At 70.0% G+C, this 20,381-nt stretch carries 15 protein-coding genes, 2 tRNA genes and 1 pseudogene; 16 read left to right on the plus strand and 2 right to left on the minus strand.

Features of this window, described 5'->3' with window-relative positions; translation table 11 throughout:
• Positions 1 to 53: 53 nt before the first annotated feature.
• From ABJI51_RS05020 to ABJI51_RS05035, 4 genes are all read left to right on the plus strand, one after another.
• A complete protein-coding gene (locus tag ABJI51_RS05020) occupies positions 54 to 3,404 on the plus strand; it encodes a S8 family peptidase (protein WP_348947768.1) in 3,351 nt (1,116 codons plus the stop codon).
• A 228-nt stretch (positions 3,405 to 3,632) separates the two neighbouring features.
• Complete coding sequence (locus ABJI51_RS05025) at positions 3,633 to 4,673, plus strand: 3-isopropylmalate dehydrogenase (protein ID WP_348947769.1); 1,041 nt, start codon at positions 3,633 to 3,635, stop codon at positions 4,671 to 4,673.
• 479 nt (positions 4,674 to 5,152) lie between these two features.
• Positions 5,153 to 6,757 carry a citramalate synthase gene (gene cimA / locus ABJI51_RS05030; protein ID WP_348947770.1) on the plus strand — a complete coding sequence of 535 codons (1,605 nt, stop codon included), beginning with the start codon at positions 5,153 to 5,155 and terminating at the stop codon, positions 6,755 to 6,757.
• A gap of 32 nt (positions 6,758 to 6,789) precedes the next feature.
• The gene (locus tag ABJI51_RS05035; protein WP_348947771.1) at positions 6,790 to 7,560 is read left to right on the plus strand and encodes a fumarylacetoacetate hydrolase family protein; all 771 of its coding nucleotides are present in this window, start codon (positions 6,790 to 6,792) and stop codon (positions 7,558 to 7,560) included.
• Between the two features lie 52 nt (positions 7,561 to 7,612).
• On the opposite strand, the gene ABJI51_RS05040 is transcribed toward ABJI51_RS05035, so the two are convergent.
• Positions 7,613 to 8,851 (minus strand): FAD-dependent oxidoreductase, encoded by a 1,239-nt coding sequence (locus tag ABJI51_RS05040; protein ID WP_348947772.1) that lies wholly within the window; start codon positions 8,849 to 8,851, stop codon positions 7,613 to 7,615.
• Positions 8,852 to 9,365: 514 nt separating this feature from the next.
• Between ABJI51_RS05040 and ABJI51_RS05045 the strand changes: the two genes are divergently transcribed.
• From ABJI51_RS05045 to ABJI51_RS05060, 4 genes are all read left to right on the plus strand, one after another.
• Positions 9,366 to 10,100 carry an HAD family hydrolase gene (locus ABJI51_RS05045; protein ID WP_348948683.1) on the plus strand — a complete coding sequence of 245 codons (735 nt, stop codon included), beginning with the start codon at positions 9,366 to 9,368 and terminating at the stop codon, positions 10,098 to 10,100.
• Positions 10,101 to 10,150: 50 nt separating this feature from the next.
• A tRNA-Gln gene (locus tag ABJI51_RS05050) sits at positions 10,151 to 10,222 on the plus strand.
• Between the two features lie 101 nt (positions 10,223 to 10,323).
• Positions 10,324 to 10,396, plus strand: a tRNA-Glu gene (locus ABJI51_RS05055).
• Between the two features lie 108 nt (positions 10,397 to 10,504).
• A complete protein-coding gene (locus ABJI51_RS05060) occupies positions 10,505 to 11,200 on the plus strand; it encodes a hypothetical protein (RefSeq protein ID WP_348947773.1) in 696 nt (231 codons plus the stop codon).
• A 75-nt stretch (positions 11,201 to 11,275) separates the two neighbouring features.
• Here ABJI51_RS05060 and ABJI51_RS05065 read toward each other — a convergent pair.
• A pseudogene (locus ABJI51_RS05065) lies at positions 11,276 to 11,524 on the minus strand (recombinase family protein); the annotation flags it as partial.
• A 12-nt stretch (positions 11,525 to 11,536) separates the two neighbouring features.
• Between ABJI51_RS05065 and ABJI51_RS05070 the strand changes: the two are divergent.
• From ABJI51_RS05070 to ABJI51_RS05115, 8 genes are all read left to right on the plus strand, one after another.
• Complete coding sequence (locus ABJI51_RS05070; protein ID WP_348947775.1) at positions 11,537 to 12,292, plus strand: hypothetical protein; 756 nt, start codon at positions 11,537 to 11,539, stop codon at positions 12,290 to 12,292.
• A 532-nt stretch (positions 12,293 to 12,824) separates the two neighbouring features.
• Positions 12,825 to 13,688 (plus strand): hypothetical protein, encoded by an 864-nt coding sequence (locus ABJI51_RS05075; protein WP_348947776.1) that lies wholly within the window; start codon positions 12,825 to 12,827, stop codon positions 13,686 to 13,688.
• A 50-nt stretch (positions 13,689 to 13,738) separates the two neighbouring features.
• A complete protein-coding gene (locus ABJI51_RS05080; protein ID WP_348947778.1) occupies positions 13,739 to 14,674 on the plus strand; it encodes a conjugal transfer protein in 936 nt (311 codons plus the stop codon).
• A 16-nt stretch (positions 14,675 to 14,690) separates the two neighbouring features.
• A complete protein-coding gene (locus ABJI51_RS05085) occupies positions 14,691 to 14,930 on the plus strand; it encodes a hypothetical protein (protein WP_348947779.1) in 240 nt (79 codons plus the stop codon).
• Complete coding sequence (locus ABJI51_RS05090) at positions 14,927 to 15,391, plus strand: hypothetical protein (RefSeq protein WP_348947781.1); 465 nt, start codon at positions 14,927 to 14,929, stop codon at positions 15,389 to 15,391. The genes ABJI51_RS05085 and ABJI51_RS05090 overlap by 4 nt, the downstream gene beginning before the upstream one ends.
• The gene (locus tag ABJI51_RS05095; RefSeq protein WP_348947783.1) at positions 15,391 to 17,922 is read left to right on the plus strand and encodes an ATP-binding protein; all 2,532 of its coding nucleotides are present in this window, start codon (positions 15,391 to 15,393) and stop codon (positions 17,920 to 17,922) included. The genes ABJI51_RS05090 and ABJI51_RS05095 overlap by 1 nt, the downstream gene beginning before the upstream one ends.
• 347 nt (positions 17,923 to 18,269) lie before the next feature.
• Positions 18,270 to 18,794 carry a hypothetical protein gene (locus ABJI51_RS05100; protein ID WP_348947785.1) on the plus strand — a complete coding sequence of 175 codons (525 nt, stop codon included), beginning with the start codon at positions 18,270 to 18,272 and terminating at the stop codon, positions 18,792 to 18,794.
• Between the two features lie 1,238 nt (positions 18,795 to 20,032).
• On the plus strand, positions 20,033 to 20,341 hold the full coding sequence (locus ABJI51_RS05115; RefSeq protein ID WP_348947787.1) for a hypothetical protein: 309 nt from the start codon (positions 20,033 to 20,035) through the stop codon (positions 20,339 to 20,341).
• Positions 20,342 to 20,381: the final 40 nt, after the last annotated feature.

Genomic DNA, 20,381 nt, shown 5'->3' on the forward strand with positions numbered 1-20,381 from the left:
TTTCCGGAGCGGCAGGCAGGTTCGGGTCCAGACCTCGAGTAAGGGGCCGACTCATGAGCAGATCCCGCTTACCCGCGCGCGCCACGACGGCGGCCTTCGCCGTGGTACTGGCCGCCGCGCTGGGGACGCCGGCTGCGCACGCGGCAGACGCTCCGCTCGCCGACGGCGTCTCGCCCGCGAAGATCGACGACGCGAAGCTGCAGGGCAAGATCTCGCCGCGCCTCGGCGCCGCGCAGGGCCGCGTCACCGCGTTCGTCGAGCTGGCGAAGAAGCCCGCCGTCGACGCGTTCGCCACCGCCCAGCCGCAGGGCAAGGAGCGGGCGAAGCAGGCCGCCCGCGCCGCCAAGGCCGACACCGCCGCCGCGGTGGACTCCGTCGTCGGGCAGCTGCGCGCGGCCGACGCCAAGCCGCAGGTGGTCACGCAGACCGCCAACGCCGTTCCCGGCGTGGTCGTCACCGCCGACGCCGCGAAGCTGCGTGACGTCGCGAAGCGGGCCGACGTCGTCGCGGTGCGCACGGTCGTGCCGAAGACCCGCACCAACGCCAGCGCCGCGCAGCTGACCAACACCCTCGCCGCGTGGCAGCAGACCGGCCGCTTCGGCGACGGCATCCGCGTCGGCGTCATCGACGACGGCATCGACTACACCCACGCCGACTTCGGCGGTCCCGGCACGCAGGCCGCCTACGCCGGCGTCGACCGCACCAAGCCGACCCCGCTCTTCCCGAGCGCCAAGGTCGTCGGCGGCACCGACCTCGTCGGCGACGACTACGACGCCGCGACCCCCGCCAAGGCCACCCCGAAGCCCGACCCCAACCCGCTGGCCTGCGGCGAGCACGGCACGCACGTCGCCGGCACCATCGGCGGCTTCGGTGTCACCGCCGACGGCAAGACCTTCAAGGGCGACTACGCCAAGCTGGACGCCAAGAAGGTCGACGCGATGCAGATCGGCCCGGGCACGGCGCCGAAGTCGCTGCTCTACGCCATCAAGGTGTTCGGCTGCACGGGGTCGACGAACGTCACCTCGCAGGCGCTGGACTGGGCGCTGGACCCGGACGGCGACGGCGACTTCACCGACCACCTCGACATCGTCAACCTGTCGCTGGGCTCGGACTTCGGCGCGCCGGACGACCCGGACTCGCTGTTCGTGCGCAAGCTCGCCGCGAACAACGTGCTGCCGGTGATCTCGGCGGGCAACGGCGGCGACATCAACGACATCGCCGGGTCCCCCGGCAACACCCCGGAAGCGCTCACCGTGGCCAGCACGCGCGACGCGGGCATCCTGCGCGACGCCGCCGAGGTCAAGGCTCCGGCCACGGTCGCGGGGAAGAAAACCGGGCAGTACAGCCAGAACTACGCCGGGTACGACACGCTGGACGTGACCGCGCCGGTGGTCGCGCTGTCGGCGGCCAACGCCGCGGGCTGCGCGCCGTACTCCGCCGAGGACAAGGCGAAGGCCGCGGGCAAGATCGTCTGGCTGGAGTGGGACGACAACGACTCCACCCGTGCCTGCGGATCGGCCGCCCGCGCCAACAACGCGCAGGCCGCCGGGGCGAAGGGCGCGCTCCTTTCGTCCACTTTGGAGCACTTCAGCGCCGGCATCGCGGGCAACGCGGCCGTCCCGATGTTCCAGTTCACCGGGGCCGCGGCGGCGTCGCTGCGCCCGGCGCTGACCGCGGGCACGCTGCAGGTCCGGCTGTTCGGCACCGGCCGCGCGTCGATCCAGACCTACGACAAGACGATCGTGGACACCCCGAGCTCGTTCACCTCGCGCGGCACCCGCGGCCCGGCCGTCAAGCCGGACGTCGCCGCGCCCGGTGACACGATCACCTCGGCGTTCCGCGGCAGCGGCAACGGCCGCACCGTGCTGTCCGGCACGTCGATGGCCGCCCCGCACACCTCGGGCATCACCGCGCTGATCCGCCAGGCGCACCCGGACTGGTCGGTCGAGGAGGTCAAGGCGGCGGTCATCGACACCGCGGGCCACGACGTGACCGACGGCGCCGGGCACACCTACGCGCCGCAGCGCGTCGGCAGCGGCCGGATCGACGCGAAGGCGGCGCTGGACAACCAGGTGCTGGCCTACGTGGCCGACGACCCGGGCGCGGTCACCGTCAGCTTCGGCACCGTCGAGGCGGGCGGCCCGGTGACGCTGGCGAAGACGATCAAGCTGGTGAACAAGGGTGTCACGCCGGCCGAGTACTCGGTGGCGTACCAGGCGGTCAACGCGCTGCCGGGCGTCGAGTACACAGTGGACAAGTCCACGGTGAAGCTGACCCCGCGCGGCACCGCGAAGGTGAAGGTGACGCTGAAGATCACCGACCCGAAGGCGCTGCGCAAGGTCATGGACCCGACCATGCAGGCCACCCAGGCCGGCCTGGCCCGGCAGTTCGTCGCCGACGCCTCGGGCCGCGTCGCCTTCACGCCGAAGAGCGGGACGAAGGTGCCGCTGCGGGTTTCGGTCTACGCCGCGCCGAAGCCGGTTTCGAGCATTTCGACGCCGCCGTCGGTGAAGTTCGCCCCGGACGCCACCCAGGCCGTGCTGAACCTGACCGGCAAGGGCGTCGACCAGGGCAGCGGCGCGCAGCGGTACCGCTCGCTGATCAGCGTGCTCGAGCTGCAGGCGGAGTCCCCGCAGCTGCCCGAGTGCGACGCGGACGTGGTCACCGACTGCACGCTGAACAAGACGGCCAAGGGCGGCGACCTCCGCTACATCGGCGCGGCGTCCACCGCGCCGCTGGCGAAGGCGCAGGGCGAGCCGGAGAACGCGCTGCTCGCGTTCGGGCTCACCACCTGGGGCGACTGGGCGAACATCGGCAGCAACACCTCGCCGTTCGTCGACATCGACACGACCGGGGACGGGCAGCCGGACTTCGAGACCTACGTGACCAAGGCGACGTCGACCGACGTGCTGCTGGCCACCACGGTCGCGCTGAAGCCGGGCTACCCGACCGTGGACGTCCAGGCGGTCAACGGCCAGCTCGGCGACGTCGACACGAACGTGTTCGACACGAACGTGATCACGCTGCCGGTTTCCGTGGCGGCGCTGGGGATCGACGCCAACGCCGACAGCCACCGCATTTCGTACACGGTGGGCGTCAGCGGGTTCTACGTCGCGCCGGGCTCGACGAACGGGCTGGTCGACTACGTCGGCACGCCGCTGTCGTTCGACGTGCTCGCGCCGGGCTACACGGTCCAGGGTGGCGGCGACGCCGCGCTGGGCTACGTCGCGAAGCCGGGCACGGCGCTGGTCGTGACGCGCAACGCGGCGTCGGCCGCGGCGGACAACGCCATGGGGCTGCTCGCCATCGAGCACCACAACGCCGCGGGCAACCGGGCGAACGTGGTCAAGGTGGACGCCCAGGCGGGTTCCGGGCGTCAGCCGATCGGGGCGGGTTCCCGCTAGTCCCCGGCAAGATCGATTTGCGCAGGACCAGGGGCGTCTCCGGCGGGTTCCCGCCGGGGACGCCCCGTCCTAATTCACCCGATCGGGTGTCTCACCCTGCGGGAGGATGCGGCATAAGGGTGGTGCGGCTACGGCCGTTTGTCTACGGCCGGTAACCTTCCGGCTGCTGGCGTTTTGTTGCGGTGGGCCATCGGTGCGGCCGGTGGTCCGGTCGACGGAGGTGTGTGGATGCGGCTCGCGGTGATCCCAGGAGACGGGATCGGGCCCGAAGTGGTCTCCGAGGCGCTGAAGGTGCTCGGCGAGGTAGTACCGACGGCGGAGATCACGAACTACGACCTCGGCGCCGCCCGATGGCACTCGACCGGCGAGCTGCTCCCGGAGTCGGTCCTCGGCGAACTCCGCCAGCACGACGCGATCCTGCTGGGCGCGGTCGGCGACCCGACGGTGCCGAGCGGCATCCTCGAGCGCGGCCTGCTGCTGCGCCTGCGGTTCGAGATGGACCACCACGTCAACCTGCGCCCGGCGCGGCTGTACCCGGGTGTCCGGGGACCGCTGGCCGACGCGGGCGACGTCGACATGGTCGTCGTGCGCGAAGGCACCGAAGGCCCGTACGCGGGCACGGGCGGGTTGCTGCGCAAGGACACCGAGCACGAGATCGCGACGGAGGTCAGCGTCAACACGGCGTTCGGCATCCGCCGCGTGGTCGCGGACGCGTTCGCCCGCGCCGAGGCCCGCCCGCGCAAGCACCTGACGCTGGTGCACAAGACGAACGTGCTGGAATACGCGGGTTCGCTGTGGTCGCGGATCGTCGAAGAGGTTTCGCTGGAGCACCCGGAGGTGACGGTCGCGTACTCCCACGTGGACGCGGCGACGATCCACCTGGTGACGGACCCGTCCCGGTTCGACGTGATCGTGACGGACAACCTGTTCGGCGACATCATCACCGACCTCGCGGCGGCGGTGACGGGCGGAATCGGCCTGGCGGCCAGCGGCAACCTGGACATCACCCGCCGCAACCCGAGCATGTTCGAGCCGGTCCACGGTTCGGCACCGGACATCGCGGGCCAGGGCCTGGCCGACCCGACGGCCGCGGTGCTGTCGGTGGCGCTGCTGCTGGACCACCTCGGGCAGAAGGAGGCAGCCCGGCGGATCGAGGCCTCGGTGGCCTTCGATCTCGCTACGCGGGATCAGTCTTCGCCGGGGGCTACGCAGGCGATTGGGGACCGGCTGGCTGCTTTGGTTTCCTCGAACGTTCGTACTGCCGGCTGAGTTTCGGTTCGGAATTGCCCCGCGCTTTGGTGCGGGGCTTTTTCGTGTCCGGCCGCACGGGGCCGGCTGCACGGGTCGGGCCGCGCGGGTCCGGCCACACCGGTGGTCCGGCTGCACGGGTCCGGCCGCACGCCGGACCGCAGCGCCCGGAGTTGTCCACAGCCCGGCCGCAATGTGGACAACCGGGCCGCCGAAAGGCTTTCCAACCGGTTCTGTCGGACCTCGGCGATAAACTGGACCGGGGTCAGCCCCCAGGGACGGGCGGGGCCCGTCCTCCCGCTGGATTCCCGGATAGTGGGAGCTTGGCCCAGCTTCTGGACTCACCCGCCGGCGCTGTGGCATGATGCGACCGTGACCACCACCTTCGCGATCATTATCGCCGAGCGCGCCGGACGCTAGCTCCACAAGAGCCCCCGGCGCGCAACCTCTCGCACCCTGCGGGAGGTTTTTTTGTTGCCCCGAAACGCTAGGAGAAGCCCGTGACCCGCCAGGAGCCCGCCGATACGCCGCTGGGCGATGCCTTTCACCTCTACGACACCACCCTGCGGGATGGTGCGCAGCGGGAAGGCATCACCTACTCCGTCCAGGACAAGCTGGCCGTTGCGCGGCTGCTGGACGAGCTGGGCGTCGGGTTCATCGAAGGTGGCTGGCCGGGGGCCCTGCCGAAGGACACCGAATTCTTCGCCCGGGCCGCGAAGGGCGAGCTGAAGCTGCACCACGCCGTGCTCGTCGCCTTCGGGGCGACCCGGAAGGCCGGCACCACCGCCGATGCCGATCCGCAGGTGCGGGCGCTGCTCGACAGTGAAGCTCCCGTTGTCACCCTGGTCGCGAAATCGGACCTCCGGCACATCGAGCGGGCCCTGCGCGTCGACGTCGACGAGGCCTGCGCCATGGTTCGCGACACCGTCGGGTTCCTCGTCAAGGAGGGGCGCCGCGTCTTCCTCGACGCCGAGCACTTCTTCGACGGCTACGCGTATTCGCCCGAAACCTCGCTCAAGGTCCTCGACGCCGCCGCCCATGCGGGGGCCGACGTTCTCGTGCTCTGTGACACCAACGGGGGCCAGCTTCCGCTCGGTCTTGCCGAGACCGTACGGAACATCAAGGAAAAGACCGGGTTCCGGCTCGGCATCCACTGCCAGGACGACACTTCCTGCGCCGTGGCGAACTCCGTCGCCGCGGTGCAGGCCGGCGCGACGCACGTCCAGTGCACCGCCAACGGTTACGGGGAACGGGCGGGCAACGCCGACCTGTTCGCCGTGACCGGGAACCTCGTGACCAAGCTCGGCCTCGACGTCCTCCCGACCGGAGGCGCCGCCGAGCTCACCCGGGTCTCCCATGCCCTTGCCGAAATCGCGAACATCGCCCCCTACACCCACCAGGCCTACGTAGGGGCGTCGGCCTTCGCCCACAAGGCGGGACTGCACGCGAGCGCGATCAAGGTGGATCCGTTGCTGTACAACCACATCGATCCCTCTTCGGTCGGCAACGACATGCGGGTACTGGTCACCGAGATGGCCGGCCGGGCCAGCCTCGAGCTCAAGGGACGTGAGCTCGGGGTCGACCTGGCCGGCCGGCCCGAGGCGCTCACGAGCGCCATCACGAAGGTCAAGCGCCTCGAGGCGGAAGGCTGGTCCTTCGAGGCCGCCGACGCCTCCCTGGAACTGCTGTTGCGCCAGGAGGCCGACGACCCGGTGGAGGCCCCGTTCGCGCTGGAGTCCTACCGCGTGGTCCTCGACCACCGCTCCGACGGCGAGGTCGGCGCCGAGGCGACGGTCAAGGTGCACGTCGGCGGGCAGCGCGTCATCGCCACCGCCGAGGGCATCGGCCCGGTGCACGCCCTCGACGCCGCCCTGCGGGAGGCGCTGTCGCCGCACCTGTCCTGGTTGGACAGTGTGGAGCTGGCCGACTACAAGGTCCGGATCCTCCAGGGCCACCCCGGCACCGACGCGGTGACGCGCGTCCTGGTCGAGAGCACCGACGGCGAACGCGAGTGGACCACGGTCGGCGTGCACGGCAACATCGTCGAGGCCAGCTGGCTGGCGCTGTGTGACGCGCTCGTGCACAAGAGCACCACCGTGGCCTGAGCGAGGGACGAGGGCGCACGTAGACTGGCTGCGTGCGCCTAGCCCGTATTGCTCATCCCGGTGGTGTCGCGTTCGCCTCGATCGAAGGCGACGGTGACGACGCCCAGGTCCTCGAAATCGCCGAGCACCCCTTCGGCCAGCCGAACTTCACCGGCAAGCGGTGGCCACTGGCCGACGTGCGGCTGCTCGCGCCGATCCTGCCGTCGAAGGTGATCGCCGTCGGCCGCAACTACGCCAAGCACGCGGCGGAGTTCGGCCACGAGGTGCCCGCCGACCCGATGCTGTTCCTCAAGCCGTCCACGACGGTCATCGGCCCGAACGCGCCCATCCGGCGCCCGTCGGGCGTCGGCCGCGTCGACTTCGAGGGCGAGCTGGCCGTCGTCATCGGGCAGCCGGTGAAGAACGTCCCCGCGGCGCGTGCCGCGAGCGTCATCCTCGGCTACACGATCGCCAACGACGTCAGCGCCCGCGACCTGCAGAAGTCCGACGGCCAGTGGGGCCGCGCCAAGGGCTTCGACACCTTCTGCCCGCTCGGGCCGTGGATCGAGACGTCGATCGACCCCGCCGACCTGGCCCTGACCGCCGAGGTCGACGGCGAGCTCAAGCAGGACGCCCGCACGTCCGACCTGGTCCACAAGATCCCCGAGCTGGTCGAGTTCGTCTCCGGCGTCATGACGCTCCTGCCCGGCGACATCATCCTCACCGGCACCCCGGAGGGCGTCGGCCCGATCGAGGGCGGCCAGAGCGTCTCGATCACCATCGAAGGCATCGGCACCCTGACCAACCCGGTCGAGGACATCTGAGCCGAAGTGCGTGAAGGCCACCTCGAGGAACTGGAGGTGGCCTTCACGGCGTTCAGCGGCCCGCCGGCTCCATCGGCCGCCGCGCGAAGGCCGGGGCGTGCTCGGGCCGCAGGCCCAGGCCCAGCAGCCGGGCCGGGAGGTACGACAGCCGCGGGAAGCGCGCGAAGAGCTTGATCATCGCGGCCGGCGGGCCGTTGCGCCTGCCCGCCATCACCGGGCGCATCACGGTCCGGTGCAGCAGCCGCTGCAGGCCCTGCACCAGCATCGTCGGCGCCAACCGGCGGGCACGCACCTTCGCCAGGTCCGCCTCCGCCGGACGGCCGCGCCGCAGCGGCTCGGCCAGCAGCGTCGCCGCCGCGACCGCGTCCTGCACCGCCAGGTTGATGCCGACCCCGCCGATCGGCGACATCGCGTGCGCCGCGTCGCCGATGCAGAGCAGCCCGTCGACGTGCCACCGGCGCAGCAGGTTGAGCCGCACGTCGAGCATCTTGACGTCGTCCATCGACTTCAGCTCGTGCACGCGGTCGGCGAACTCGGGCAGGATCTGCGTGACGTTGCGGCGGAACGCCTCGATGCCCTGGGCGCGCAGGTCGTCGCCCTTCGGGCTGAGGTAGGCGACCTGGAAGAAGCCGGGGCGGGGGAGCGGCACGGCGAACCGGCGGTCCCGCATCTTCGGCAGCAGCATGCTGCCGTCCTCGCTGTCGTGCCGCGAGAGCCGGAACCACCAGACGTCGAACGGGCAGTCGTACTCGCGCGGCACCAGCCCGGCTTCGCGCCGGGCGAGCGACCACCGGCCGTCCGCGGCGATGACCAGGTCGGCGCGGATCTCCCCGGTCTCGCCGCCCGCCGTGCGGTAGGTGATGCCCTCGACCCGGCCGCGCTCGCGGACCAGGCCGGTGCACTCGGTCTCCAGCCGCAGGACGAACGTCGGTTCCTTGCGGGCGCTTTCGGCGAGCAGGTCCAGGAAGTCCCATTGCGGCACCATCGCGATGTAGGGGTGCGGCACGTGCAGGCGGGTGAAGTCGGCGAGGTTCATCATTTCGCCGTTCTCCTGCGGGAACCCGGCCGCGCGCAGCTCGCTGTGCGGCAGCGCGTGGAACTTCTCGCCGAGGCCCAGCTCGTCGAGCAGCGTGAGGGTCGACGGGTGCACTGTGTCGCCGCGGAAGTCTCGCAGGAAGTCGGCGTGCTTCTCCAGCACCGTCACCTCGACCCCCGCCCTGGCCAGCAGGAGGCCCGTGACCATCCCGGCGGGCCCGCCACCGACGACGACGCAGCTCGTGCGTTCGGCCATCTCGACCATCTCCCCTATTCATCGCTTGTTGAATAAGTCGAGGATGCACCCGCGCGGCTCCGGAGTCAAGCGGTCCGGCGGCGGATACGCTGATCGGGCTACGTGCGCCGAGGGAACCCGTCCGCGTTCCGAGGACCGCCCGATGGCCGGGAGACTGTCCAAATGCGACCGTTCACCGCCCGTGTTCCCCTGTCGTGCCCGTGCGCCGCGGCTGGCTGCCCTTGTGGACGGACCGGATTTCGCTGGTGTGGCAAGGACTTTGCGTCCTTTGAGGTGTGCAGCGGAGAAGTGGACACGTCTGCCGGGTAACCGAACGGGGTCGGTTCGCCAACTGGGAGTAGAGCCGGTGCGCCGGAACAGGGGAGCGGCAATCACCTCTTTGGCAGCGTCGCGAACGCAGCGGTTGCCCTAGCCTCACTGGGTGGATTTCGCCCTGGCACCCCGGACCCCTTCGCGAACCGCCCCGCCCGCCGCGGTGGCGTCCGAGCCCTGGGCGCCGCCCGAGCTGCGGCTGGTGTGCCTGGACATCGACGACACCTTGATCGACTGCACCGCCGCGATCCGCCGCAGCCTCCACATCCTCACCGGCCGGGGTGACCTGTGGCCGCTGTGGGACCTGATCACCGAGGAGCACGTCGCGCTCGTCGTCGCGGGCGAGCTGGACTACGCGACCATGCACCAGCGCCGCACGGACTGCTTCCTCGCCGAGATCGGCATCCTCGCCGACGCCGAGCAGGTGAGCTCGTTCGAGCGCCGCCGAAGAGAGCTGCTGGACCACTCGTGGCAGCTGTTCGACGACGTGGTCCCGTGCCTGGAGTGGCTGCGCGCGGCAGGCCTGATGCTGGCGGCGGTGACGAACGCCTCAGGGGCACACCAGCGGCGGAAAATCGCCGACCTCGGCCTGGCGCCGTTCTTCGACCACGTGGCCATCGCCGGCGAACTGGGCGTGGCCAAACCCGATCCGGTGATGTTCCACACGGTCTGCCTCGGCATGGGCTGCGCCCCGTCCCAGGCGGTCCACGTCGGCGACAAGCTGGACACCGACGCGATCGGCGCCCGCGACGCGGGCCTGGGAGCGATCTGGCTCGACCGCGACGGCATCGGCGAGCGCGCCCCGGAGGGCGTCCACACGCTGGCGGGTCTCGCGGAGCTGCCTGAGCTGCTGGTTTCGGAGTACGCGACGATCGGCGTCCCGGCCCAGCGCCGAAGTGACACCCCCGCGTTCACGGTCCGGAACGGCGTGCTCTAGTATTTCTTCTCGTGCGGTGCTGAACTGGCCAAGCCGGAGAAGTACCTCACTGGGGTATGGTGTAATTGGCAGCACGACAGATTCTGGCTCTGTTAGTCTAGGTTCGAGTCCTGGTACCCCAGCTGCGGAGAGTGACCCCCCTGCAGAGCGAGAAATCGCCTCTGGTAAGTTCTCTCCAGCAAGGAAAACAGAAAAGCCCCTGGGAAACCAGGGAAAGATCCTAGCCCCCGTCGTCTAGCGGCCTAGGACGCCGGCCTCTCACGCCGGTAGCGTGGGTTCGAATCCCATCGGGGGTACAAACAGCTACCACCCAAGCTCGGTTGACCCAGGTCAGCCGAGCTTTTTGGTTGAGTGGCAGACATGGCGTCGGAGATCCTTTCTGCGGCTTGCGCCGTCTTCGGAAGATGATCCACCGGCAGTTTAACTGTGATCGTCACCTCATCGCCGCTCCCGTGGACGTTGACGCTGAGCTGAGTCACCTCGAACAGCTTGTGCAGCAGCTCCCGTGGTGCCTTCGCCAGGTTCACCGCGAGGTAGGGAAGTGCGTCGAGACGGCTGAGGTCAGCCGGCGTCGGTCCGGTGGCTTGCTCAGCTGTGTCGAGTTGTGCGATTGCGGCCAGTGCCGTCTTCTTCTGGCTTTCGAGGTCGTTGTAGCTCTGGCGGAGTCCCTGGGTGAACGGGTCGTCCGGGTCGCCTTCGCGGGCTTGCCGCATGATCGAGTCCTGTTGCCTGGCGATGGTGGCCAGGAGCCTCTGCTGACGGCTCCGCTCAGCTTCCCGTTCGCGGGCAGCCGCGTCGTCGGTGCCACCCAGCTCTGCTTCGAGGATTGCTCGCCGTTCGGTGCCGAAGAGCCTGTCGGCGTAGAACCGGCAGATGGCTTCCAGGAGTTCGTCCTCGCGCACGCGGATCGACGTCGGCAGGCCAGGGTGAAGGTCGGCTTTCCCCTGGTTGTTCTTGCCGGGCCAACAGAGGTAGTAGACGACCTTCTTGTGCTTCATGTCCCCGAGCATCCGTCGGCCGCAGCTGTGGACCACGCGGCCGCGGAGGACGTACTTGCGCTCGGTCTTGGGGTGGCTGTTCAGGGTGTCTCCGTTGCGTGAGCCACGGCCGACGCTGCGGTTGTGGTTGATGGCGTCGAACATCCACTTCTCGATCAAGGGCTCGTGGACTGGCTGCGGTGACCACACCCACTTGTAGGGCTCGTTGATCCGGCCGCGCTTGGACGTGGTGGCGCGCCGGTTGAAGACCTGGTAGCCGGTGTACTTGGGGTTGCCGAGGATGTTGTAGACGGCGCTTCTGGTCCACGCGCCCCGTGTGCGGGCTTTGCAGGGCGCCTCGGGCGGCGGGTACTTCTCGGGGTCGGCGTTCAGGCGGTGGGCGATGGCCGTGCAGCCGAGGCCTTCGTAGTAGCGCCAGTTGGCCATCTGGGTGACGGCTTGGCCGCGGAGGCCGTCCGGTTCGAGCCGAGACTTGGTCTTGCCCTTCTCGGCTTTGACGGGACTCGGATGCGGGACGATGTCCGCCCGGTATCCGTAGGGTGGCTGGCCGATGTTCCAGCCGTCTCGGACGTGGGTGCACAGCCCGCCCCAGGACTGCTCCAGGGTGTTGAGGACCTCGTACTCGGCGATGGACTGGTTGATCCGCCGTTGCAGGACGCGTTGGGCGCGGCTGCCGGAGAGCGTCAGCGGCTCGTTGGAGGCGAAGAGCGGGACGTCGGCTCGTTCCAGTTCTCGCTCGACCGAGAGGCCTTCGAAGGCGCGCCGGGCGACGCGGGCGATGTTCTCGCAGATCACCACGTCGAAGCGGCGGTTGGGACGAGACGCCTCGTCGAGGAGGTCGGCGATGCCGCCCGCGCGGGGAATTGGGATGTCGAAGCGCTCGTACCCTTCGCCTTGGCCGCGCTTGTCGAGTTCGAGCCGGCCGGATTCGACGTCGAAGAAGTGGGCCGTGATGACCCAGGACGGGGGCAAGGCGTTCTTGCTGTTCGTGAGCTGGCGCAGGATGGACTGGCGTGGGTCCTGCTGGTCTTCGGTCGAGGTGCGGGCGAGGAACGCGACGCGGACCTCGTCGTTCAGCAGCGCGCGGGGCATGCCCAGCGGGGAGACGGCGTAGTCGGACAAGCCCGAGGGCGGTGCCCAGTCTTGCGTGGTCATGCGTCAGCTGTCCTCTTTCGACTCTTCGCAGAGGCGTGACTGCGCCCAGCCGAGGAGGTCGTGTGTGATGGCCGTCAGCCGGGAACGGACGCGTGCGCCTTCTGCGCCGGAGATGTCTTCGACTCGGCCGGAATATGTTCTGCCACAACCGGTGCCGAGTCGCCAGACGCTGTCGTCGGCCGACGTTAGCGGCTTCTCGACGGCGGCGGCAAGCAGCGGCCGTTCGAGCTGGGCGGCCGTCGGATCGTGGGGTTGGGGCGTGGAGGGCTGAGCCACGAGAGCACCTCCGCATGTGAACGAGACTGTGACCTCTTCACGGGGAGACATGGCCTTGCCGTTGATCGCTTGATTCTCGAGACCACGCCGGCGTGGCGACCGAGACTTGCTCCTTCGCAGTCTCGTGACCGGTCTCGTGCCGTCTTCAGACCTCGGCATCGCGGCGCGAAGATCACACGGAAGAGTGAAGGTGGGCTTGCTCTTGGCCCGGGGCAAGCATCCGGCTCAGCAAGGGGGCGAGCAGCTGTTCCGACGCTGGCGCGGATCTTGTTCCCGGAGCGAAGGAGCCGGCGTCATGACCAGCCGATCCACAGAGAACAGTCCGTTGACCCTGCTGCAGAAGCAGTTCAAGGAACCTCGTGCGGTCGCGAGGTTCGATCAGGCATTGCTCGATTGGGCCGCCGAAGATCCGGCGTTGTCGGAGGTCAGGTGCCATCGGGATCTGGTCGCGGTGCTGGCGACGCGGGACTATGCGCGGCACGACGCGGTGCTGCACGCTCTTCTTGCCCGTGCGGTGGGGGCGGGTGCTGCTGGCGTGGTGGCGACGGAGATTGTGGTGAACGCGATGCTGCCGGTGGTCCCGGGCATCGTCGGCCGGGTTGTCCGGGCTGCCCGGGCGGCTGCCGGGGGTGTCGGTGCTCGGCGTGGGGTGACCGGCGGTGGTGTCTCGGCCAGCGAGGACAGCCGAGACATCCAGGCGTCGGTGATCGGGCACCTGTGGGAGCAGTCTCGCTGCTATCCGCTGCGGCGCCGGCATCATGTGGCGGCGAATCTGATGCGCGAGACCCAGCGCGCGGCGCAGCGAGACTTCGGTGTCGATCACGGCCAGGCCTCGGCGGACGTCGTGAGCATGGACGACGACGAGGTGCACCGACCTCTGGCAGCTGTCCCAGAGGAGATGGGTGCCTCGGAGGAGCTGCTGGGGCTGCTGTCCTGGGCGGTGGAGGAGGAACGGCTCGATGGTCACGCCGCCACGATCCTGACCACCCGGTACTTCGGTGGTCCGGTCGGGCGGGACGGGGTGGCCACGGATCGGCAGATCGGCGCGCTGATAGGGCTGAGCCAGCCGACGATCACCCGGCACCGTCAGCGGGCGTTCGAGCAGCTGGCCGAGGCCGCGGCGGAGTTCCCGGGCCGCGACCTGCCGTGGGCGGGCTGAATCACACCTCGTTCCTGGCCGCGTGCCTCCGGGCAGCGGGAGGGGTGATCATGATCCGTTGTCGTGGCCGTGCGGCAGGCGGCCGGAATCCGGTGGCCACGCTGCTGCCGGATGCGGACGTGGAACCGGCGATGCGTGGCGTGGCTCGCCGCGCGGCCCGGGTGGCGGCGTGGCTGGCTGTGCTGGCCAGTCCCGTGCTGACGATCGCTGGTCTCGTTGTTCTTCAGCCTGCGGGTGCGCCGCCGCTGCGGGACGGCGGCGCACTCGCGTCCTCGGCAGCGCCGGAGGGGTGGGCCGCGATGTACGTGCGTTCGTGGCTCTCGGCCACGCGAGACGATCTCGCCGGGCTCGAGACGTTCTACCCGAGGGGAGCGAAGCCGCAGCGGGCCACCGGGACGCAGGTCCCGATCGACACGGCGGTGGTCTCGGCGGTCTCGCCCGGGCCGGGGATGTGGTCGGTCGTGGTGGTCGCGGACGTCCTGGTGCTGCAGCCGGACGGCACGCGCACGGCGAGGTTGCTGTGCGCGCAGGTCGCTATGGCCGGCACCGAGGGCGCCTACTCGGCCACGGCGTTGCCGTCGCCGGTGGCCTGCCCGCGCACGGGCTCGGCCGCGGCGCTGGCGTATGACGAGCCCGGCGAGCCGGCCGGGCCGATCGGGCAGTCAGTGATCGGTTTTCTCGGCGCCTACCTGGCGGGGCAAGGGCAGCTGGAGCGGTTCGTCAGCCCCGGAGCAAGCCTTGCCCCACCGCAGCCGGCGCCGTTCGCCGCCGTCCAGCTGGTCGAGCTGCGGACCCACGAGAAGTTCGAGCCGGGGCAGGCCGCCCGGCCGCTAGACGGGACCGTCGTCCACGTCCTGGTGCATGCCGCGGCGGTGGACGCGACGGGGCAGAGCACGCCGGTCGACTATGCGCTGACGCTGGTGGCGCGGGCGGGCCGGTGGGAGATCAACCGCATCGATCCGGCGCCGCTGCTGGCGGGCCGCTGAGGCCGAGGAGAACGTGATGATGGTGCTGGCTGCGGACGTGCGGTCCTGGCTGGATGCGAACCTGGCCTGGGGGGATCAGTCGGTGCGGCGGCTGATCCTGCTGGCGGCGGTCGTCGGCGGGATCGGGTTGCTGATCGGTACCCGCGGGAACTTCACCCGGGCGATCAAGTATGGGGTGATCGCGGCGATCTTCCTGGGCATCCTGCTCAACCTCGACGGGGTGGCCGGGATGTTCGGCGCCTGGTTCACGCATTGACTGCGTCGCGCGGCCGCGGTCACGTCCTGGTCGGCCGCTCCTACACCCGGTCGCGGCGGTTTCCGCGGATGTTCGGGCGGATGCCCGGCCGCGACGGCGGCTACCTGCCGGGCGGTCCGTACACCCTGACCCAGGGCGTGTTGTTCCTGATCTTGCTGGTGGTGGTGTGGAAGCTGCCGCTGCTGGACTGGCTGGGTCCGGCGCGGTGGTTCGTGCCGTTGTCGGCGGTGTTCGTCCGGCGTGCCCGGATCGAGTCGCGTACCCCGCTCGGCTGGCTGATCGGGTTGGGCATGCACCTGCTCGCCCCGGCCACCGGCACGTTCGGCCGCCGCCCATACCGGGCTCCACGGCCCACGCGGAGCTGCGGCTGGCTGTACGTGCACCCGGAGGTCGACGCCGGCGAGCCGGTGGTGTCGCCACTGCAGCTGGTGCTGGCCCAGGCACGCAGGAGGGAGCCGTAGTGGACGTGACGGATGTGGCCGGGAACCTGCTGTTCTGCGCCGACGGTTCGACCTGGGCGGTGTGGCGGGTGCTGCCGCACGAGAGCGCCCGCTCGACCGGGCGGCAGCTGCGCGAGCTGTACGACCGGACGGTGACGCTGATGAAGTCGCTGCGCGGCGAGGTGATGATCGCGTCGCTGTGCGAGCAGGTTCAGCCGCACGCCATCGTCCAGCGCTGCCTGCACGGCGTCGACCTGGATGCGAATCCGCACTGGGCGGAGACGGTCCACAACGCCTGGGACCAGCTCGATGCCCTCGACGTCCTCGGCCGCAGCTACTGGATCGCCGCGCCGCTGACCGGGCATGGCTGGAAGGACTCGGCGCAGGCGTTCCTCCGCGCGACGGCTACGGCGCTGGGCGAGCAGCTCGGCGTCCCGGCCTGCCCGGCCACCGCCGCGGCGATCGCCGGGGCGCGGGAGCGGGCCCGGATCGTCCAGCAGGAGCTCGGTGGCGCGTTGCCGCTGCGTCCGGCGACCGAGGCCGAGCTGCTGTGGTGGCTGTGCCGGGCACCGGTCCGCGGTGTCGGCGAACCGCAGCTGGAACGAACGGCGGTGCACAACAGCGGGCTCACGCTGCGGCGGGGGAGTGGCCGGGCGCAGCTGGCGATGACCCGCTCGTGCGTGTTCGATGAAGGCGGCCGGACCGACCAGCGCCGCTGGGCCCCGCTGGAGATGCTGGGGCGCCGGTTCCTCAAGTGCGTCACCCCGTCCGACGACGGCCCGATCGTCAGCTACCAGGCCTATCTGCTGCTGGCGGAGATGCCGCGCGCGTTCACCTTCCCCGGCCACGAGATCCTGGCCCGGCTGGCGGAGATCGGGTTCGGTGTCGACTACGCGCTGCGGGTCACCGCCCGATCGAACGAGGACGCCCGCGCGGCGAACCGGCGCCGCACCCGGGACCTGATGGGCCAGGACGACGAACATGCCGGCGACGCCGCCGGAGTTCCCGCGGACGTGGTTTCGGCGCAGGAGGAGATCCAGCACAAGAACGCCCGGCTCGGCGCCAGCTCCACCGAGATCGACCTCGAGGTCGGCGTCATCGCCTGCGTCTGGGGCCCGACTGCCGCGGAGTGCGACGCCCGCGCGAAGGCGCTGCGGCAGGCGTTCCTCGGCGGCGAATACCGCTGGGAACGTCCGCTGGGCGGGCAGCGCCAGCTGTACCAGGCGATGCTCCCCGGCAGCGTCACCCCGATGGTGGTGCGCGAGTGCAGCCAGAACCTGCTCGCTAGCGACGCGGCGATGCTGCTGCCGGTCTCGGCCACCGACTTCGGCGACCCCACCGGCGCGCTGTTCGGACTCACCTTCGACGGCGGTGCCGTCGCACCGTTCCTGCTCGACCCGACCTACGGCCCGACGCATGACTCCTCGGGCGGCATCGCGGTCATCGGCGAGCTCGGCGCCGGGAAGTCGGTGATCCTGAAGAACGTCGCCGCCGTCGTCCGGCTGATGCTCGACGGCCGCGTCATCGTCATCGACCGGACCCGCAGCCGTGAATGGGAACCCGTCGCCGCGGCGCTGCCCGGTAAGGCGCAGATCGTCGACATCATCGACCCCACCCTCGACCACGCCGAACCGTTGCGGCTGCGGCATTCCTGCGATCCGCTGCGGGTGTTCCGGTCTGCGAGCAGGTCCAGCACCGGGATCGCCGAGACGTTCTTCGCCGCGTGGCTGGACCTGGAATCCAACTCCGCCGAGCGGGACGCGCTCGGCCGCGGCCTCGACGCCGTCAGCGGCAGCCCGGACGCCTCCAGCAACCTGCTCGTTGACACGCTGCAGGACCACGGCGAGAACGATCCGGCCGCGCGGGCACTGGCCGACCGGCTGCAACGGCTGCGCCGCGATCCGATCACCCGGCCCATCTTCGACGCCGGGCTGGACCCGGTCGACCTGTACGGGGCGGACATGGTTGTCTTCTGCACCAACGAAATCCCGCTCCCGAGCAGCCTGGAGATGAGCAACGAGCGCATGGCCGCGCGGATCCCGCCGCGGAAGCTGTTCGGCCGCGCCTTCCATCTGCTGATCGCCGCGATCGCCAAGGAAATCTGCTTCACCACCGACCGCTGGGGCGAGTTCATCTGCGACGAGGCCTACAACGTCACCGGCACCCCCGAGGGCCAGCAGATCGCGTTGGAGTTCGTCCGGGACGGCCGCAAACACGCCGCCGACGCCGCTTTCGGTTCCCACGCCCCGAAAGACCTCGGCGACGACGTCCTGCGCGGCTTGATCGCCGTGCGGTTTCTCGGCCGGCACCGCGACGAAGGCCTCGCCCGCACCGGCCTCGCCTGGCTTGGCCTCGACCCCGGCGACGCCCGCTACCTCGACGTCGTCACCAAGGAACTGTCACCGCTGGCCGATGGGCGCGCCCGCGCGGGGGAGTTCCTGGTGCGGGACCACTCCGGACGGATCGGCAAGGTCAAGGTGACCAGCCAGCCGTACCGGACGCTGCCCGAAGCAGTGCTGACGACGCCGTCGATCCTGCGCGGAGCGCATTAAAGCGCGTTGACCGGGTCGGCGTCGCCAAGCCCGCCTGCGCCGGGGCGCACACGCTCAACGTCGCCTATGTCGGGATCACCACCGGCGAGCTGGGCAACAACAGCCGCCGCGGACCGGCGCGCTCCTACCCGGCCAACGGACGCTTCGCCAAGGACTGCTCGCTGGGGTTCTCCGCCTACTGCATCGGCGACCCGATCCAGGACAGCTCCGGCACCAACGAACACCAGACCTGGGTCACCAGCCGATGGCTCCAGCTGGCCAAGCAAGACGGCGGATTCACCGCCTTCCTGGCCCGGTACCTCTCCGGCGAAACCCCGGAACCGCAGTTCGTTTCCGACGCCAACGTCGTGCCGGCAACGCCGTACGAGAACCTCGGCCTCGCACCGGCCGGGACCTGCTCCACGTCCTACCGCTACCCCGGCAAAGCCACCCTGCAGCCGTTCGCACCGGAAACCCAGACGTTCACCGCCACCGCCGATCACGCGGTCAACATGGGATTCGCCGTGTGGACGCCGCCAGGACAGGGCTTCAAGGACGAGAACACCTACCAGCAGATCTACAACGACACCCGCACCCCGGCCGACAACCCCGGCATGACCACGCCCGACGGCGCCAAGAGCGTCGCCTGGAGCTACCACGGGTCCCTGCTGAAGAACCTGCGACCCGGCCGTCCCGGCGGCGCCAGCGCTCCGGCCAGGGTGGTCGTCATGGCGATCCCTTGCATCGCCGACAACCTGCCCGCCGACGTGACCACGGCCGCGGTCGCAACCTACGACATCGCCAGTGCAGAACGGCCGGTCCGGCAACCGAAACCGGTTACCGGCTATGACCCGGTACAGCTCTCCAGGGCTGCCTGCCAGGCGAACACCTGACGCCATCAATGCTCAGTCGTGGTCGGCCGTGGCGAGACGGTAACCGATCCGGTCTGCATACCCATGCTCCAGGTGAGCACCGCCAACCCGGCGGCGTCGCGCACCGAGGCTGGACTGCCGGGTGCTCCTGCTCGCCGTCGGCTGGGGTGCGTGACTGACGCGCATCGCAGCCAGGTGCAGCTGGCGCCGTTGCCAGGTCAACGTGGGCTGTGGGTGATCGAAGAGGTCGACCTGTGAACTCGCGGAACCTGGCGGTCCGCGCTGGAATCGGCGACCCGGAGCGGCGCACCCTGGCGGCTGGACCTGTCCCAGCTGTCGTTCATCGACGCCCGGGGTACCGCCATGCTGGTCACCGCGGTCCGCCGCCGGCCCGCCCCGGCGCCGCTCACGCTCGTCCGGCCGCTGATGGTCTGCGCAGGATGCTGACGGTGCTTTTCCCACCGAATCGGTGATGGTCGCGTTCGAAGAACGGAAGCGTCATGAGCATGCCGGTCGAACCGTTCGTGCGGTCCGCGTTGTTCCACGGCGACGCCGACGAGTACCTCGCCGGTACCGTCTCGTTCGTCCGGGCCGGTCTGGCCGCGGGCGAGCCGGTGGCCGTCGCGGTTCCTACGCGAAAGACCGGCGGACGGGCGCCGCTAAGGAGGCAACGTCAACGGTTGTCAGCAACCCCCTTGGCAAAGGCGCCGGCCGCGATCGTCCGCGCAAGGCACCGGTCCCGTCACGCGCCAGGGTCGCCGGGTGCAGGCAGGGCACAGACTCGGATCGCCGGAATGGGACATCCGGCAGCATGAATCGAGTCCGGAGCGCCGGCCGGATGTGTCTGCGGGGACGCCGGCAGGAAAGCGGCAGCAAGAGCTGCGGCGCCGCCGATGACGCTACCGATCTTCCTCTTCATCAATTGCTCCTTTACTGAGTACCGCAGAAGGATGCCTCTTCGAATGCGGTCAGGTGAGCGACCTCGATTCCCGGCGTGGCCAGGCTATCCGCAGCGTCGGTCGTCCGGCAATGTCATGTGGCATCCGAGAAGGGAATCCCTCAGTGGCACCTGTGCAGTTGTCGTGAAGGGAATCCCTCATGAGGCGAATTCACCCGAGATCGACGAGTGTGCGCTGCGAAAATGTTCGGGCGCTCTACACGCGGAGCCGGACGTGCTGGTCTGATCAGGCGACAGTCATTCCGGCAGAGCAGTCGCACTGCGCCGATTCCTTTCCGTTCCGAGTTCCGTGGAGGTTCCCATGACCATGATCGAACGTGTCGCCAACCAGCAGGTCCCCGCGCACGGCGGCGTGCTGGCACCGCTGGACGACGTGAGCAGCCGCCTTCCGGTCGGCTGCTACAGCGTTGCCGAAGCCCGAGTCGCCTACGCACTCGCTCGCCAAGCCGGCCTCAGCGGCCGGGTGGTCGCGCACTGGGCCGACCAGGTCGCGGCCGCGGTGCGGGCCGGGCGGTGGGGAAGTTTCGCCCGGGACGAAGCCCCTTCAGCCATGGGTGCGGCGTCCGCCGCCGACATGTCGGTCGGCGACTTGCTCGCCACCATCCTCTGAACTGCCGCTCCGGCCGGCCACTCGAAGCAGAAAGCAACGG

It is taken from the genome of Amycolatopsis melonis (assembly GCF_040064235.1).
Classification (GTDB): domain Bacteria; phylum Actinomycetota; class Actinomycetes; order Mycobacteriales; family Pseudonocardiaceae; genus Amycolatopsis; species Amycolatopsis melonis.